This is a genomic window from Stutzerimonas stutzeri RCH2 (assembly GCF_000327065.1).
Taxonomy (GTDB): domain Bacteria; phylum Pseudomonadota; class Gammaproteobacteria; order Pseudomonadales; family Pseudomonadaceae; genus Stutzerimonas; species Stutzerimonas stutzeri_AE.
The window spans coordinates 92793-107567 of the sequence record NC_019936.1; the positions used below are offsets into that span (position 1 = coordinate 92793).

The 14775-nt window shown below is 68.1% G+C and carries 17 protein-coding genes; 8 read left to right on the plus strand and 9 right to left on the minus strand.

The window, feature by feature from the left end:
• Positions 1–10: 10 nt before the first annotated feature.
• From phnK to phnC, 9 genes are all read right to left on the minus strand, one after another.
• Positions 11–823, minus strand: coding sequence for a phosphonate C-P lyase system protein PhnK (gene phnK / locus PSEST_RS00460; protein WP_015275119.1), 813 nt, complete (start codon positions 821–823; stop codon positions 11–13).
• Complete coding sequence (locus tag PSEST_RS00465) at positions 820–1689, minus strand: alpha-D-ribose 1-methylphosphonate 5-phosphate C-P-lyase PhnJ (protein WP_015275120.1); 870 nt, start codon at positions 1687–1689, stop codon at positions 820–822. Before PSEST_RS00465 ends, phnK begins: the two co-directional genes overlap by 4 nt.
• Positions 1686–2795, minus strand: coding sequence for a carbon-phosphorus lyase complex subunit PhnI (locus PSEST_RS00470; protein ID WP_015275121.1), 1110 nt, complete (start codon positions 2793–2795; stop codon positions 1686–1688). Before PSEST_RS00470 ends, PSEST_RS00465 begins: the two co-directional genes overlap by 4 nt.
• Positions 2795–3403: a phosphonate C-P lyase system protein PhnH gene (gene phnH, locus PSEST_RS00475; protein ID WP_015275122.1), complete on the minus strand. Its 609-nt coding sequence runs from the start codon at positions 3401–3403 to the stop codon at positions 2795–2797. The genes PSEST_RS00470 and phnH overlap by 1 nt, the downstream gene beginning before the upstream one ends.
• On the minus strand, positions 3403–3849 hold the full coding sequence (gene phnG, locus PSEST_RS00480) for a phosphonate C-P lyase system protein PhnG (protein WP_015275123.1): 447 nt from the start codon (positions 3847–3849) through the stop codon (positions 3403–3405). The genes phnH and phnG overlap by 1 nt, the downstream gene beginning before the upstream one ends.
• 11 nt (positions 3850–3860) lie before the next feature.
• Entirely contained in the window at positions 3861–4568 is a 708-nt protein-coding gene (gene phnF, locus PSEST_RS00485; protein WP_041756387.1) for a phosphonate metabolism transcriptional regulator PhnF, read from the minus strand.
• 35 nt (positions 4569–4603) lie between these two features.
• Positions 4604–5398: a phosphonate ABC transporter, permease protein PhnE gene (gene phnE / locus PSEST_RS00490; RefSeq protein ID WP_015275125.1), complete on the minus strand. Its 795-nt coding sequence runs from the start codon at positions 5396–5398 to the stop codon at positions 4604–4606.
• Between the two features lie 62 nt (positions 5399–5460).
• Positions 5461–6465, minus strand: a complete 1005-nt coding sequence (gene phnD / locus PSEST_RS00495; protein ID WP_015275126.1) for a phosphonate ABC transporter substrate-binding protein — start codon at positions 6463–6465, stop codon at positions 5461–5463.
• A 48-nt stretch (positions 6466–6513) separates the two neighbouring features.
• Positions 6514–7344, minus strand: coding sequence for a phosphonate ABC transporter ATP-binding protein (gene phnC / locus PSEST_RS00500; protein WP_015275127.1), 831 nt, complete (start codon positions 7342–7344; stop codon positions 6514–6516).
• 275 nt (positions 7345–7619) lie between these two features.
• Here phnC and PSEST_RS00505 point away from each other — a divergent pair, with 275 nt between their 5' ends.
• The 8 genes from PSEST_RS00505 to mdcH all read left to right on the plus strand — a co-directional run bounded on the left by PSEST_RS00505 (position 7620) and on the right by mdcH (position 14659).
• On the plus strand, positions 7620–8384 hold the full coding sequence (locus tag PSEST_RS00505; protein ID WP_015275128.1) for an SDR family oxidoreductase: 765 nt from the start codon (positions 7620–7622) through the stop codon (positions 8382–8384).
• A gap of 173 nt (positions 8385–8557) precedes the next feature.
• Positions 8558–10225 carry a malonate decarboxylase subunit alpha gene (gene mdcA, locus PSEST_RS00510; RefSeq protein ID WP_015275129.1) on the plus strand — a complete coding sequence of 556 codons (1668 nt, stop codon included), beginning with the start codon at positions 8558–8560 and terminating at the stop codon, positions 10223–10225.
• Entirely contained in the window at positions 10225–11103 is an 879-nt protein-coding gene (locus PSEST_RS00515; protein WP_015275130.1) for a triphosphoribosyl-dephospho-CoA synthase, read from the plus strand. The genes mdcA and PSEST_RS00515 overlap by 1 nt, the downstream gene beginning before the upstream one ends.
• Before the next feature lie 2 nt (positions 11104–11105).
• A complete protein-coding gene (locus PSEST_RS00520; RefSeq protein WP_015275131.1) occupies positions 11106–11405 on the plus strand; it encodes a malonate decarboxylase subunit delta in 300 nt (99 codons plus the stop codon).
• Positions 11398–12264, plus strand: a complete 867-nt coding sequence (locus tag PSEST_RS00525; RefSeq protein ID WP_015275132.1) for a biotin-independent malonate decarboxylase subunit beta — start codon at positions 11398–11400, stop codon at positions 12262–12264. The genes PSEST_RS00520 and PSEST_RS00525 overlap by 8 nt, the downstream gene beginning before the upstream one ends.
• Positions 12261–13046 carry a biotin-independent malonate decarboxylase subunit gamma gene (mdcE, locus tag PSEST_RS00530; protein WP_015275133.1) on the plus strand — a complete coding sequence of 262 codons (786 nt, stop codon included), beginning with the start codon at positions 12261–12263 and terminating at the stop codon, positions 13044–13046. The genes PSEST_RS00525 and mdcE overlap by 4 nt, the downstream gene beginning before the upstream one ends.
• Before the next feature lie 72 nt (positions 13047–13118).
• Positions 13119–13736, plus strand: a complete 618-nt coding sequence (locus PSEST_RS00535; RefSeq protein WP_015275134.1) for a malonate decarboxylase holo-ACP synthase — start codon at positions 13119–13121, stop codon at positions 13734–13736.
• Positions 13733–14659 carry a malonate decarboxylase subunit epsilon gene (gene mdcH, locus PSEST_RS00540; RefSeq protein ID WP_015275135.1) on the plus strand — a complete coding sequence of 309 codons (927 nt, stop codon included), beginning with the start codon at positions 13733–13735 and terminating at the stop codon, positions 14657–14659. Before PSEST_RS00535 ends, mdcH begins: the two co-directional genes overlap by 4 nt.
• Positions 14660–14775: the final 116 nt, after the last annotated feature.

A 14775-nucleotide genomic window follows, 5' to 3' on the forward strand; every position in this document is an offset into this window, starting at 1 on the left:
GCGGATTCCTTCATGGCTGCAGCACCGAGGACACCAGCAGCTGCGTATAGGGGTGCTGCGGGTCGTCGAGGATCTGGTCGGTCAGGCCGGCCTCCACCACTCGCGAGCGGCGCATCACCATCAGCCGGTCGGCCAGCAGGCGCGCCACGGCGAGGTCGTGGGTCACGATCACCACCGCCAGATCCAGCTCGCGCACCAGCCCGCGCAGGAGGTCGAGCAGACGTGCCTGCACCGACACGTCGAGGCCGCCGGTGGGCTCGTCCATGAACACCAGCTTCGGACTGGAAACCAGATTGCGGGCGATCTGCAGGCGCTGCTGCATGCCGCCGGAGAAGGTCCGCGGCAGGTCGTCGATGCGCGCCGGGTCGATCTCCACCTGTTGCAGCCAATCCAGCCCGGCGGCGCGCAGCTGACCGTAATGCCTGACGCCCTGGGCCATCAGCCGCTCGCCGATGTTGGCGCCGGCGGAAACGCCCATGCGCAGGCCGTCGCGCGGGTTCTGTTCGACGAAGCCCCATTCGGTGCGCAGCAGCGTGCGCCGCTCAGCCTCGCTGGCGGCGTAGAGGTCGAGCCAGTCGCCGGCAGCATCGCGGTACTGCACGCTGCCGCGATCCGGCGGGCAGCGGCCGCAGAGCAGCGAGAGCAGGGTGGACTTGCCCGAGCCGGACTCGCCGACGATGCCCAGCACTTCGCCGGGGTAAAGGTCGAAGGACACGCCCTGGCAGCCCTTGTCCGGGCCGTACAGGCGGGTCAGGTCGCGCACCGCGAACAGCGGCTCGGTGCTGACGCTTGCGGCGGGCAGCAGCTGTTCGGCGGCGCTCATGGGCGGTTCTCCTGTTGCTGGGCGCGCTGCGCGCAATAGTCGGTATCCGAGCAGACGAACTGCTTGCTGCCGGCGTCGTCGACGATCAGTTCGTCGAGGTAGGAATCGCCGCTGCCGCAGATGGCGCAGCACTGCTCCCATTGCTGGATCTGGAACGGGTGATCCTCGAAATCCAGGCTGACCACGCGGGTGTACGGCGGCACGGCGTAGAGGCGCTTCTCGCGGCCGGCGCCGAACAGCATCAGCGCCGGGCTGCGGTCCAGCTTGGGGTTGTCGAATTTGGGAATCGGCGAGGGATCCATCACGTAGCGCCCGTCCACCGTTACCGGGTAGGCGTAGCTGGTGGCGATGTGGCCGAAGGTGGCGATGTCCTCGTAGAGCTTCACGTGCATCACGCCGTAGTCGCCCAGCGCGTGCATGGTGCGCGTCTCGGTTTCCGACGGCTCGATGAAGCGCAGCGGCTCGGGAATCGGCACCTGGTAGACCATGATCTGCCCGGCGGCGAGCGGCGTTTCCGGGATGCGGTGGCGGGTCTGGATCACCGTCGCCGCGGGGGTGCGCTCGGTGGTGGCGACCCCGGCGGTGCGGGCGAAGAAGCGGCGGATCGACACCGCGTTGGTGGTGTCGTCGGCGCCTTGGTCGATCACCTTGAGCACGTCGTCGGCGCCGAGAATGGCCGCGGTCAGCTGCATGCCGCCGGTGCCCCAGCCGTAGGGCAGCGGCATCTCGCGGCCGCCGAAGGGCACTTGATAGCCGGGAATGGCGACCGCCTTGAGCAGCGCGCGGCGGATCATGCGCTTGGTCTGTTCGTCGAGGTAGGCGAAGTTGTAGCCCGCCTCGCTGGCGGGGATGGCGTGGGCATTCATGCGCGTTTCTCCTTCGCTGGCGTCTCGGCGAGCGATTCGGTCTGCTCGGCCTGCGGCTGGCGCAGCTTGCGGATCAGCTCCAGCTCGGATTGGAAGTCGACGTAGTGCGGCAGTTTCAGGTGCGAGACGAAGCCGGCAGCCTCGACGTTGTCGCAGTGCATCAGGACGAATTCCTCCTGCTGCGCCGGGCCCTGCACCTCCTCGCCGTACTCGCCGGCACGCAGTGCGCGGTCGACCAGCGCCATGCCCATCGCCTTGCGCTCGGCATAACCGAAGGCCAGGCCGTAGCCACGGGTGAACTGCGCCTGCGCGGCGCTCTCGCCGACGAACTGGTTGACCATCTCGCACTCGGTCAGCTCGATCTCGCCGAGGCAGACCGGGAAGCCCAGCTCCTGCGGCTCGATCCAGACCTCGGCGGTGCCGATGCGAATCTCGCCGGCGAACGGGTGGTTGCGGCCGTAGCCGCGCTGGGTCGAATAGCCCAGCGCCAGGAGAAAGCCCTCGTCGCCGCGCGCCAGTGCCTGCAGGCGTTCGGCGCGGCTGCAGGGCAACTCCAGTGGCTCGCGGGTGAGGTCCGGCACCGGCTCGCCGCGGTCGATTTCCGGCGTCATCAGGCCTTCCTCTCCGAGCAGGCCGAGTACGCGGGGGCAGTTGCTCAGCGTGGCGCTGGCATCCACCTGCGGGCCGGGGCGTTCGCCTTCGGCGAGCAGGGCGAAATCGAGCAGGCGGTGGGTGTAGTCGAAGGTCGGGCCGAGCAACTGGCCGCCGGGCACGTCCTTGAAGGTCGCCGAGATGCGCCGGCTGAGCTGCATGGCGCCGGTGTCCAGCGGCAGGCTCTCGGCGAAGCGTGGCAGCGTGGTGCGGTAGGCGCGCAAGAGGAAGATCGCCTCGACCAGATCGCCGGCGGCCTGCTTGATCGCCAGCGCGGCGAGTTCCTCGTCGTACAGCGAGCCTTCGCTCATCACCCGCGCCACGGCGAGCGGCAGCTGCTGGCGAATCTGCTCGACGCCGAGTTCGGCGATGCCGGTGTCACCGCGGCGCTTCTTCGCCAGCAGCGCGTGGGCGTTGTCGATGGCCTGTTCGCCACCCTTGACCGCGACGTACATCAGGCCACCTCCTGCAGCGAATCGCCGATGCGCGTGCTGCGCGGCAGGCCGAGCACTTCGCCATCGGCGCAGATCAGCGCGTCCAGCCCGCGCGGGAAGTCGTTGCGTGCGGCGCGCTGCTGCCAGAACGCCGGCGCCAGCGGCAGGCCGACCAGGCGGCTGCCGTCGATACCCGGGCCCTGCCAGCTCAGTGCCGGGCCGCGGTCGAGGTGCTCCAGCTGGATCAGCAATGTGCAGGACTGGTCCGGGTAGCGTTCGCTGCCGGCGTAGAAGCCGGAGAGGTCGTCCAGGGCGGCGGCGTCGAGCAGGGCGAACATGGCCTCCCCGCGTGTCTCGACAATTGGGCAGCCACAGTGGAAGGCCAGGTTGGTGCGGATTGCCGGGGTGTCGAAGGCCGGCGCCAGCCACAGCGGCGTGTCGTTATCCAGCAGGCTCAGGCACAGCGCGTAGCCGGCAGCCTGCAGTGGCTCGATGGCGGCGACGCTGACCAGCGGCTGGCGCGTGCCCGGTTCGGACAAGGCCTTGAGCGCGGCGCGAAAGCACTTCTGCGCGTCCAGCACCGGGTCGGCGAAAGCGGCCTGCAACAGGTCGGATGGGGCGCGATGCATCAGTCTTCTCCTCGCAGCAGCGTGAAGAACTCCACGCGGGTAGTGGCGGTTTCGGCAGCTTGTTGCGCGGCGCGTCGGGCCTGCGCGGCGGCCAGCGGTTCGATCAGCTCGGCGAGCCAGCGGCTTTGTTGCGGGCCTTGCAGATGGGCATCGGCGAGGGCGGCGAGCTCGGCCTGGCGCTTGTCGCGACCGGCGCGGTAGCTGTAGCCGGTGCTGCCATCGGCCAGGCGCACCACGCAGCGGGTGACGCTCATCTCGCCGAGGTTGAACGGCGCGCCGGTGCCGCCCATGCGGCCGCGCACCAAGGTCATGCCGATTTCCGCCGGGCGGATCAGCTGGTAGGCGCAGTCGCGCAGGGCGCTCTCGAAAGGCGCCAGTTCGGCGGCACTGGCGCGGGCCAGTACGGCCATCCAGCGCTGGCGTGGGGATTGTTCGCGGGTGTGCATGGGGTTCTCCATCAGGTGGCGACCTGGTATTGGAAGCGGTCGGAACGGCTGGCCGAGAGGGCGATCTCCAGCGGTCGGCCGCTGGCGTCGCAGGACAGGGTGAACACCGACAGCAGCGGCATGCGCAGGGGCATCAGCAGCTGTGCGGCCTCGTCGCGATCGGCCAGGCGCGCGCCGATCAGGCTGAAACGGCGCGTCAGCGGCAGGCCGCGTTCGCCGAGGTAGCGGCGCAACGAGCCGCCCTGGTAGTCGGCGAGCAGTTCGGCGTGGCTGGCGCAGTAGCGGTGGCGGATCAGGCTGACCGGCTCACCGTCGAGCAGGCGCAGGGTGCTCAGCTCGATCAGCGCGGCGCCCTCGGCCAGTTGCAGGTGGCGCGCTTCCTCGGCACTGGCGCTGAGCTGGCGGCGCTCGAGCAGGCGCGCCTCGGTGCGCACGCCGAGGGCGGCCAGCGCATCGCTGTAGGCGCTGTCGGCCTGCAGCGGATAGACCAGCGGGCGTTGCAGCACCTGCGTGCCCTTGCCCTGGCGGCGCAGCAGGCGGCCCTCGTTGATCAGCTCGTCGACGGCGCGGCGCAGGGTGTGGCGGTTGACCGCGAAGCGCCGCGCCAGCTGCATCTCGCCAGGCAGGAAGTCGCCGATGCGGTAGTGGCGCAGCTCGCCGCGCAGCACCTGGGCCAGTTCGAGGTAAAGCGGTTCGCTGGGTTGTCTAGACAACTGCATGGTTTTTTTCGAGAGGCGCACAGCGCCTCACTCCGTCAGATGAAGAGCTTGCGCAGGCGTTGGGAGCACAGGTCGATCAGGCTCACCACGGCGATGATGATCAGCAGCAGGGCGGCGGTCTGGCCGAACTGGAAACCGCGGATGGCTTCCCAGAGGATCACGCCGATGCCGCCGGCGCCGACCATGCCGACCACCGTGGCCGAGCGTACGTTGGATTCGAAGCGGTACAGCGAGTAGGAAATCCACAGCGGCAGTACCTGCGGAATCACCCCGAAGATGACTTCCTGCAGCGCACTGGCACCGGTGGCGCGCACGCCTTCCACCGGGCCTGGCTCGATGGCTTCCACCGCCTCGGCGAACAGCTTGGCGAGCACGCCGGTGGTGCTGATCCACAGCGCCAGCACGCCGGCGAAGGGGCCGAGGCCGACGGCGACGACGAAGAGCATGGCGAAGACCATCTCGTTGATCGACCGGCAGGCATCCATCAGCCGGCGCACCGGCTGGTAGACCCACCAGGGCACGATGTTCTCGGAGCTGAGAATGCCGAGCGGGATGGCGCAGACGATCGCCAGCAGGGTGCCCCAGAGGGCGATGTGCACCGTGGTGATCATCTCCTTGAGGTACAGCTGCCAGTTGCTGAAGTCCGGCGGGAAGAAGTCGGCGGCAAAGGTCGCCATGTTGGCGCTGTCACGAATCAGCAGCAGCGGATTCATCTCCGCGCCCTGCCAGGACCAGGCCAGTACGGCCAGGCACAGGCCCCAGCCGAGCAGGCGCAACCAGCTGCGCTTGTCGTTGCCCGCCAACGGCGGTGTAGTGCTCAGAGTGGTCATGTTCGGTTCTCACAAACGGCACGGACGGGGGCGTGGCGCCAGCGCGCCGCGCCCGGCGTTGCTCAGCTGGCCTTGGCGGTCGCTGTCTTCTGCTCGCGCTCGGCCATGCGCTGCTCCAGCTTGGCCAGCTCCTGGTCGATGCCCTGCAGTTGCGCCTGGCGGTCGCTGTCGGAGAGCTTGCTGTCGGCGGCGACTTCGCTGCGCTTCTTGAACAGCTCCAGCTGGCGGATCGGCAGCAGCTGGTCGTTGTCGGAGGCGCGGAACGGTGCCCACTGCAGGCCGGCGAGGATTTCCTTCTCGGCCGGCTTGGCGCCGTAGCTCATGAAGAACTCGCGCAGCCTGTTCTTCTGCTCGTCGCTCAGGTTCTTGCGCCACACCAGCGGGTCGGCCGGGATCAGCGGCGAGGTCCAGACGATCTTCAGTTGCGCGGCCTTGTCCGGCGCGGTGATCTCAAGACGCTCCATGCCTTCGCTGTTGAAGGTGCCGACGTCGACCTGCTTGTTCGCCACCGACAGCGCGTTCACTTCGTGGCTGCCGTTGAGGCTGCGCTTGAAGGCCTGGCCGGCGTCGACCTTGCTCTTGGCGAACACGTAATAGCCGGGCACCAGGTAGCCGGAGGTGGAGTTCGGGTCGCCGTTGGCGAAGGTCAGGCTCTTGGCGTTCTTCAGCACGTCCTCGACGGAGTTCAGGGCGCTGTCCCTGTGCACGATCAGATGGCTGTAGTAGCCCGGGCTGCCGTTGGCGGCGACGGTCTGCGCGAAGATTTCGCCGCCGGCGCGATCCACCGCTTCCATCGCCGACTTGTTGCCGTACCAGGCCAGATCGACCTTGTCGAAGCGCATGCCCTGGATTACGCCGGCGTAGTCGGGTGCGAAGAAGGCCTTCACCTCGTAGCCGGTCTGCTTGCTCATGTCGGCGAGGAAGGGGTCCCAGACGCTGCGCAGGTTCTGTGAGGACTCGGTGGAAATGATGCCGAAGGTGATGGTCTCGGCGGCCTGGGCGGTGCCGAACATCGCACCGGCGAGCAGCGTGGAGGCGGCGAGGGCGCGGCTGAAGCGTTTCAACATGGAGGTCACTCCTTGGGTGTGGCGTTGGTTGTCGGGTCGGCGGGCGGCTCAGCCGTTGACCAGCTGCAACTGGCGCGGCTCGGCGCTACGGGCTCGGTCGGAGAACAGCAGGCTGGCGTCCAGATCGGCGCCGTAGAGATCGTTGAGCAGGCGGTCGCTGAGCGCCGCCGAGGGGCCGTCGTAATGGATGCGGCCGCCCTTGAGCGCCACGGCGCGCGAGCAGTAGCGCAGGGCGTAGTCGACCTGATGCAGGGTTACCACCACGGTCTTGCCGTCCTGGCGGTTGATGTCGGCGAGGATTTCCATGACCTTGCGCGCCGACTCCGGGTCGAGCGAGGCGATCGGCTCGTCGGCGAGGATCACCTCGGCCTGCTGGGTCAGCGCACGGGCGATCGCCACCCGCTGCTGCTGGCCGCCGGAGAGCGTCGAGGCGCGCTGCGCGGCGCGCTCGGCCAGGCCAACGCGCTCCAGTGCGGCCATGGCCTGACGCTTCTGTTCGTCACTGAACATGCCCAGCGATCCGCGCCAGCGCGGCATGCGGCCGAGAAAGCCGAGCAGGACGTTGTCCAGCACGCTGAGCCGGGTGACCAGGTTGAACTGCTGGAAGATGTAGCCGATGTCGGCGCGCAGGCGGCGTACTTCGCCATGCAGACGGCCGGTGGCCTGCACCTCGCGGCCGAGCACCTCGATACGCCCGCCGGCTGAGCTGTCACAGCAGGCCAGTCCGGCCAGATGGCGCAACAGCGTGGACTTGCCGGAACCGGACGCGCCGATCAGCGCCACCATTTCACCGGGCTGTACCGCCAGGCCCAGGTCGAACAGCGCCTGCTTGCCGGCGAAGGTCTTGTTCAGTCGCTCGACTCGAATAGCCGCATTCATCGTCTTGCCCTCTCGTCTGCGCGGCCGGGGAGGTCGGCCAACTTGTCTAGACGAGAAGGTAGCCAGGCTCTGTTGCAGTCCGACTAAGCGTCGATGAACCTGCGATGACCGTTCGGTGAAGCTTCGATGGTCAGCGCAGCGGCGGCCGCTTGGCGCGCGATCAGCGCACGCGGCGCTTTGCCTCGGCGAGCCGGCGCCCTAAGCTGAACGCCGTTACAGCGCCCGCGTGCCGCGTCGCCTACACGACGCCGGCATTTCAGAGAAAGAGGAAGAGCATGAAACAGAAGATCGTATTCATCACCGGCGCCACCTCCGGCTTCGGCCGTGCCACCGCTCGCCGCTTCGCCGAGGCCGGCTGGGCGCTGGTCCTCACCGGGCGGCGCAGCGAGCGCCTGGAAGAGCTGCAAAGCGAGCTGTCGGCGAAGGTGCCGGTGCACATCGCCACCCTCGACGTGCGCCATGCCGGCGCGGTGAAGGAGGTGGTCGAGCAGCTGCCCGCCGAGTTCAGCCAGATCGATTGCCTGGTCAACAACGCCGGCCTGGCGTTGGCGCCACAGCCGGCGCAGCAGGTCGATCTGACCGACTGGCACACCATGATCGACACCAACATCACCGGCCTGGTCAACGTCACCCATGCCTTGCTGCCGACGCTGATCGCCACCGGCAAGGGTGCCAGCATCGTCAACATCGGCTCGGTGGCCGGCCACTGGCCGTATCCGGGTGGCCACGTCTACGGCGCGACCAAGGCTTTCGTCGAGCAGTTCGGCTATAACCTGCGCTGCGACCTGCTCGGCACCGGCGTGCGCGTCACCGACATCGCCCCGGGCATGGCCGAGACCGAGTTCACCCTGGTCCGCACCAAGGGCGATCAGGCCGCCAGCGACAAGCTCTACCGCGGCACTACCCCGCTGACCGCCGAGGACATCGCCGAGCAGATCTTCTACGTCGCCACCTTGCCGGACCACATCAACATCAACCGCCTGGAAGTGATGCCGACGCGTCAGGCCTGGTCGCCGTTCAACATCGATCGCGACAAGTAATCGGCTCCAATAAGCGTGGCGTGCAACGCGCCGCGCCTGCTGCATCCCCAGCAAACCGGCCGTCCAGACATATCGTTAACCCAAACGTAACGATTGCGTCCGCTGCTTGATTGATGACCCTTCGGTCACATCCCTACTGTGCGCTCCACAAGCGGAAAAACTGTGGAGTCGCCATGACAACAACAATCTCCCCACCGCCGCAGTGGTCGCGTCGTCGCGCTGAAAAAGCCCGTCGTCTCGACCAGGTGCGCAGCCTCGCCGATGGCGTGGTGCTGCCCAGCGAGCGGATCGTCGAGGCCCTGGAACTGCTGATCGCCCCCGGTGATCGCGTGGTCCTCGAGGGCAACAACCAGAAGCAGGCGGACTTTCTCTCCCGCTCCCTCGCCAAGGTCGACCCCGGCAAGCTGCATGACCTGCACATGATCATGCCGAGCGTCAGCCGCGCCGAGCATCTGGATCTGTTCGAGCGGCAGATCGCACGCAAGCTCGACTTTTCCTTCGCCGGTCCGCAGAGCCTGCGCATCAGCCAGCTGCTCGAAGACGGGCTGCTGGAAGTCGGCGCCATCCACACCTACATCGAACTCTATTCGCGCCTCTTGGTGGACCTGATCCCCAACGTCGCGCTGGTGGCCGGCTTCCAGGCCGACCGCCACGGCAACATCTACACCGGCCCCAGCACTGAGGACACACCGGCGCTGGTCGAGCCGACCGCATTCAGCGATGGCATCGTGATCTTTCAGGTCAACGAGATCGTCGACGAGCTGCCGCGCGTGGACATCCCGGCCAGCTGGGTGGATTTCGTCGTCGTCGCCGACAAGCCGTTCTACATCGAGCCGCTGTTCACCCGCGACCCGCGCCACATCAAACCCGTGCACGTGCTGATGGCGATGATGGCGATCCGCGGCATCTACGAAAAACACAACGTGCAGTCGCTCAACCACGGTATCGGCTTCAACACCGCCGCCATCGAGCTGATCCTGCCGACCTACGGCGAGTCGCTGGGCCTGAAAGGCAAGATCTGCCGCAACTGGACGCTCAACCCACACCCGACGCTGATCCCGGCGATCGAGACCGGCTGGGTCGAAAGCGTGCACTGCTTCGGCACCGAGCTGGGCATGGAGAACTACATCGCCCAGCGCCCGGACGTGTTCTTCACCGGTCGCGATGGCTCGATGCGCTCCAACCGCATGATGTGCCAGCTGGCCGGGCAATACGCCGTGGACCTGTTTATCGGCGCCACGCTGCAAGTGGATGGCGACGGGCATTCCTCCACCGTGACCCGCGGCCGCCTGGCCGGCTTCGGCGGGGCGCCGAACATGGGCCACGACCCACGCGGTCGCCGCCATCCCACGCCGGCCTGGCTGGACATGGCCATGCCCGGAGGCGAGGCCCCGGTGACCATGCTCGAGCGCGGCAAGAAGCTCGTGGTGCAGATGGTCGAGACCTTCCAGGAAGGCGGCAAACCCACCTTCGTCGAACAGCTCGACGCGGTGGAGGTGGCGAAGAAGAGCGGCATGCCGCTGGCGCCGATCATGATCTACGGCGACGACGTCACCCACCTGCTCACCGAGGAAGGCATCGCCTACCTGTACAAGGCGCGCTCGCTGGAAGAGCGCCAGGCGATGATCGCCGCGGTGGCCGGCGTTACCAGCATCGGCCTGCGGCACAACCCGAAGGACACCGAGCGCATGCGCCGCGAAGGGCTGATCGCGCTGCCGGAAGACCTTGGCATCCGCCGCAATGACGCGTCTCGTGAATTGCTTGCCGCCAAGAGCATCGCCGAGCTGGTCGACTGGTCCGGCGGCCTCTACAACCCGCCTGCCAAGTTCAGGAGCTGGTGATGAGCGCACTCATTGCAAGACAGGCGCAGCCGACACTGGCCGAGCGCCTGGCAGACCTGGCGGTGCAGGCGCTGATCGACGAGGCCGACCTGTCGCCCAAGCCGGGGCTGGTCGACCGGCGTGGCAATGGCGCGCACAGCGATCTGCATCTGGGGCTGATGCACGCTTCGGCGCATGCGCTGTGGCCGGCGTTCAAGGCGATGGCCGAAGCGGCGCAGGAAGTTGGCGAAGTCGGCCAGCCCTTGCGCGAAACCCTCGGCCAGCTCGGCCGCGACGGCGAAGCCGACATGCTCCGCGTGACGGGTGGCGTAAATACCCATCGAGGGGCGATCTGGGCGCTGGGGCTGCTCAGTGCGGCGGCGGCGCTGCAAGCCGACGCGCCTGACTCCCGAGGCGTTGCGGCAACGGCCGCGGCACTGGCCCGTTTGAGCGACCCGGCCGCGCCGGTTACTTCCGACAGCCACGGCGCGCGGGTCTGCCGTCGCTACGGCGTACTCGGCGCGCGCGAACAGGCCCAATACGGCTTTCCCGCGGTCATCGAGCACGGTTTGCCGCAGCTCCTGGCCAGTCGCCGTGCCGGTGCCGGCGAGCAGAACGCCAGGCTCGATGCACTGCTGGCGATCATGAGCAGCCTGACCGACACCTGCGTGCTGCACCGCGCCGGCCTCGAAGGGCTGACCCGCATGCAGGCCGGTGCCCGCGCCGTGCTCGAAGCCGGTGGCGCGGCGAGTCTCGCCGGTCGCCGCCAGCTGCGCCTGCTCGACCGCGACATGCTCGCCCTCAACGCCTCGCCGGGCGGCGCCGCCGACCTCCTGGCCGCCACCCTTTTCCTCGACTGCCTGGCGCCGCATGCGCCGGCGCCGACTGGGAGCAACTGAACATGGAAACCCTGTCTTTCGAATTCGCCGCCGGGCAACCCGCCCGCGGCAAGGCCCTGGTCGGCGTGGTCGGCTCGGGCGATCTGGAAGTGCTGCTGGAACCCGGCCAGGCCGGCAAGCTGGCGATCCAGGTGGTCACCTCGGTCAATGGCGCCGAGCAGCGCTGGAAGAATCTGTTCGAGCGGATGTTCCGCGAGCAGAACCTGCCGGCACTGAACATCGATATTCACGATTTTGGGGCCACACCGGGCGTCGTGCGTCTGCGCCTGGAGCAGGGACTGGAGGAGGTCGGCCATGACTGATGTGTCCGCTAACACCGTGGCCCGTTTACTCGAGTCACGCAGCTTCGTCGAACTCGGCGCCCGCCAGCGCGCCCGCGCGCTGCTGGATGACGGCAGCTTCCGCGAACTGCTCGATCCGTTCGATCGCGTCACCTCGCCCTGGCTGCCGAAGCAGGGCATCGTCACCCAGGCCGACGACGGCGTGGTGGTCGCCAAGGGCACCATTGACGGCCAGCCAGCGGTGATCGCCGCCATCGAAGGCGCCTTCCAGGGCGGCAGCATGGGCGAGGTCGGCGGCGCGAAGATCGCCGGCGCGCTGGAACTGGCGGTCGAAGACAACCGCAAGGGCATCCCGACCCGCGCCGTGCTGTTGCTGGAAACCGGCGGCGTGCGGTTGCAGGAAGCCAACCTCGGCCTGGCCGCCATCGCCGAGATCCAGGCGACCATCGTCGAGCTGCGCGACTACCAGCCGGTGATCGGCGTGGTCGCCGGTTCCGTCGGCTGCTTCGGCGGCATGTCCATCGCCGCCGGGCTGTGCAGCTACCTGGTCGTTACCCGTGAGGCCCGCGTCGGCCTCAATGGCCCGCAGGTGATCGAGCAGGAAGCCGGGCTCGACGAATACGACTCGCGCGATCGTCCTTTCATCTGGAGCCTGACCGGTGGCGAGCAGCGCTACGCCTCGGGTCTGGTGGACGCCTATGTCGCCGATGACACCGATGCCATCCGCGCGCAGCTGCATGAGCTGTTCGCCCTCGGCAAGCCGCTGCAGCCACGCAGCCGCCGCCACGCCTGGTTCCTCCAGCGTCTGGCCGATGTCGATACCCGCACGCAGCTCGATGCTTCCGCCGTGCGTGCCCTCTACGAAGGAGATGCCCAATGAGCCGTGGATTGAACTGGTTGCAAGCCCTGGCCGGCGGTCAGGCGCAGGCGGGCTACCCGGCCTCGGTGAAGGTGGTCGATGGCACGCTCGGTGATCGTACCGCCCGCTATATCGCCGTGGTGCCGGATGCCGAGAATCCCTTCCCGCGCGCGCGCAACGGCGAGGTCGGTCTGCTCGAAGGCTGGGCGCTGGGTAAGGCGCTGGATGAGGTGATCGAGGCGGACTGCGACAAGGCGGACAAGCGCGTGGTGGTCGCGATTGTCGACGTACCGAGCCAGGCCTATGGCCGTCGTGAAGAAGCGCTGGGCATTCATCAGGCGCTGGCCGGCGCGGTGGACGGTTATGCCCGTGCGCGGCTGGCCGGGCATCCGGTGATCGCGCTGCTGGTGGGCAAGGCCATGTCCGGCGCCTTTCTCGCTCATGGCTATCAGGCCCAGCGGATCATCGCCCTGCGCGATCCGGGCGTGATGGTGCACGCCATGGGCAAGGCCGCGGCGGCGCGCATCACCCTGCGCAGCGTCGAGGAGCTGGAAGCCCTGGCCGAATCGGTGCCACCGATGGCCTACGACATCGACAACTACGCGACCCTCGGCCTGCTCTGGGAAACCCTCTCGGTGGAGAACATCGAGCAGCCCGCGGCGGCCGACTTGCAGCGAGTGCGCGATTGCCTGGCCAAGGCCGTCGAGGACATCGGCAGCAGCAGCGACCTGCGCGGCCGCCTCGGTGCGCCGAACCGCGAGGCCTCGTCGCGGGTGCGCGAGCTGTTGCGCGCGCAGTGGTAGCGAACACCTGAAGCGGCGGTATCCGCCGAACCGATCAGCGACTCGACAACAACAATCACGAGGAGGCTGTAGATGCACGACACTCCGCGCCCCCACGACCTGCTCTGGGGCATGCCCTCCGAGCAGCTGCCGGCCGATGCCCCGGCCTGGGCGGTTGCCGTGCTCGCCGCCGGCCAGCCGGTGGTGGTGCGGCGTGCGCGTGTGGCCGCCGGTCTGGTCGCTGTGGGGCTGCGGGGCGCGACGCGTGATCAGCGCCTGGCCGCGCTGATGCCGATCGAGGCGATCAGTCATCGGCTCGCGCCGGAAGCATTGCTCGCTCGTCAGGCCAGCGAGGATCTGCCAGTGTTCCGCGTGCTGGCCGAGATCCGCCCGTTGCTCGATGCGCTGGGGTATGTCTGGGGCGTCACCGGCTCGGCGGGCTTTCAGCTCGCCACCGGACTCCCGACGGCGCATCCGGACAGCGATCTTGATCTGCTGCTCAGAACCGAGCATCCGCTGCCACGCAGCGAAGCGCGCCCGTTGCTGCAGCTGCTGGAACGCCGCGCCTGCCGCGTCGATTTGCAACTGGAAACCCCGCTGGGCGGCGTGGCGCTCAGCGAATGGGCGAGTGGCGCGGCGCGGGTGATGGTCAAGACTGCGGACGGCCCCCGGCTTGTCGGCGATCCCTGGCATGCGGAGCGCGCGGCATGAGCAGCCTGTTCGCCTTTCCCGGCCAGGGCGCGCAGAAACCCGGCATGCTCCAGCGCCTGCCGCAGGAGCCCGAAGTGCACGAATGCCTGACGCAAGCCAGTGCGGTGCTGGGTGAGGATGCTCTGCTGCTTGATTCGGCCGACGCGTTGCAATCGACCCGAGCCGTGCAGCTCTGCCTGCTGATCGCCGGTGTCGTCGGAGCTCGGCTGCTGATGCGCGATGGCCAGCGCCCGGACTATGTCGCCGGGCTTTCCATCGGTGCCTATGCCGCGGCGGTGGTCGCCGGGGCGCTGGACTATCGCGATGCGGTGCGACTGGTTGCGCTGCGTGGCGAGCTGATGCAGCGGGCCTATCCCGAGGGCTATGGCATGACCGCCATCCTCGGCCTGTCGCTGACCACGGTCGAGGGTCTGCTGACGGAGGCCGCGGAGCCCGCCTACCTGGCCAATATCAACGCCGACAACCAGCTCGTCATCGCCGGCAGCGACGCTGCCATGGCCGCAGTCGCCGCCCGCGCCAAGGCCCTCGGCGCCTCCTGTGCGCGGCGCTTGGCGATGAGCGTGCCCTCGCATTGCGCGCTGCTTGAGCAGCCGGCGCGTGAGCTGGCCGAAGCCTTCGCCGACGTCAGCCTGCGCGCTCCGCAAGTTCGCTATCTGAGCAGCTCGTCCGCACGCCCGATCTTCGATACCGAGCGCCTGCGCGACGACCTCGCCTTCAACATGTGCCGCGTCGTCGACTGGCAAGGCACCCTGCGCACCGCCTACGAGCGAGGCGTGCGCCTACACATTGAAATGCCGCCGGGCTCGGTGCTGACCGGGCTGGCGCGGCGGGTTTTTGAACAGGGTACGCTGGTTGCCTTCGACGGCGCCCGGCTCGACACACTGGACGCCTTGCTGCGTCAGGAGGGCAGCCAGAGCCAATAGACCGCGTGCAGATTCAGCGCGAGCAGCCTTAACTCGCCGACTGATCGATGGATAAAAACAACTACCTCGACAACACGCGCCCAGCCCTCTGCAGGCTGCAGCGCAACCAAAAAGGA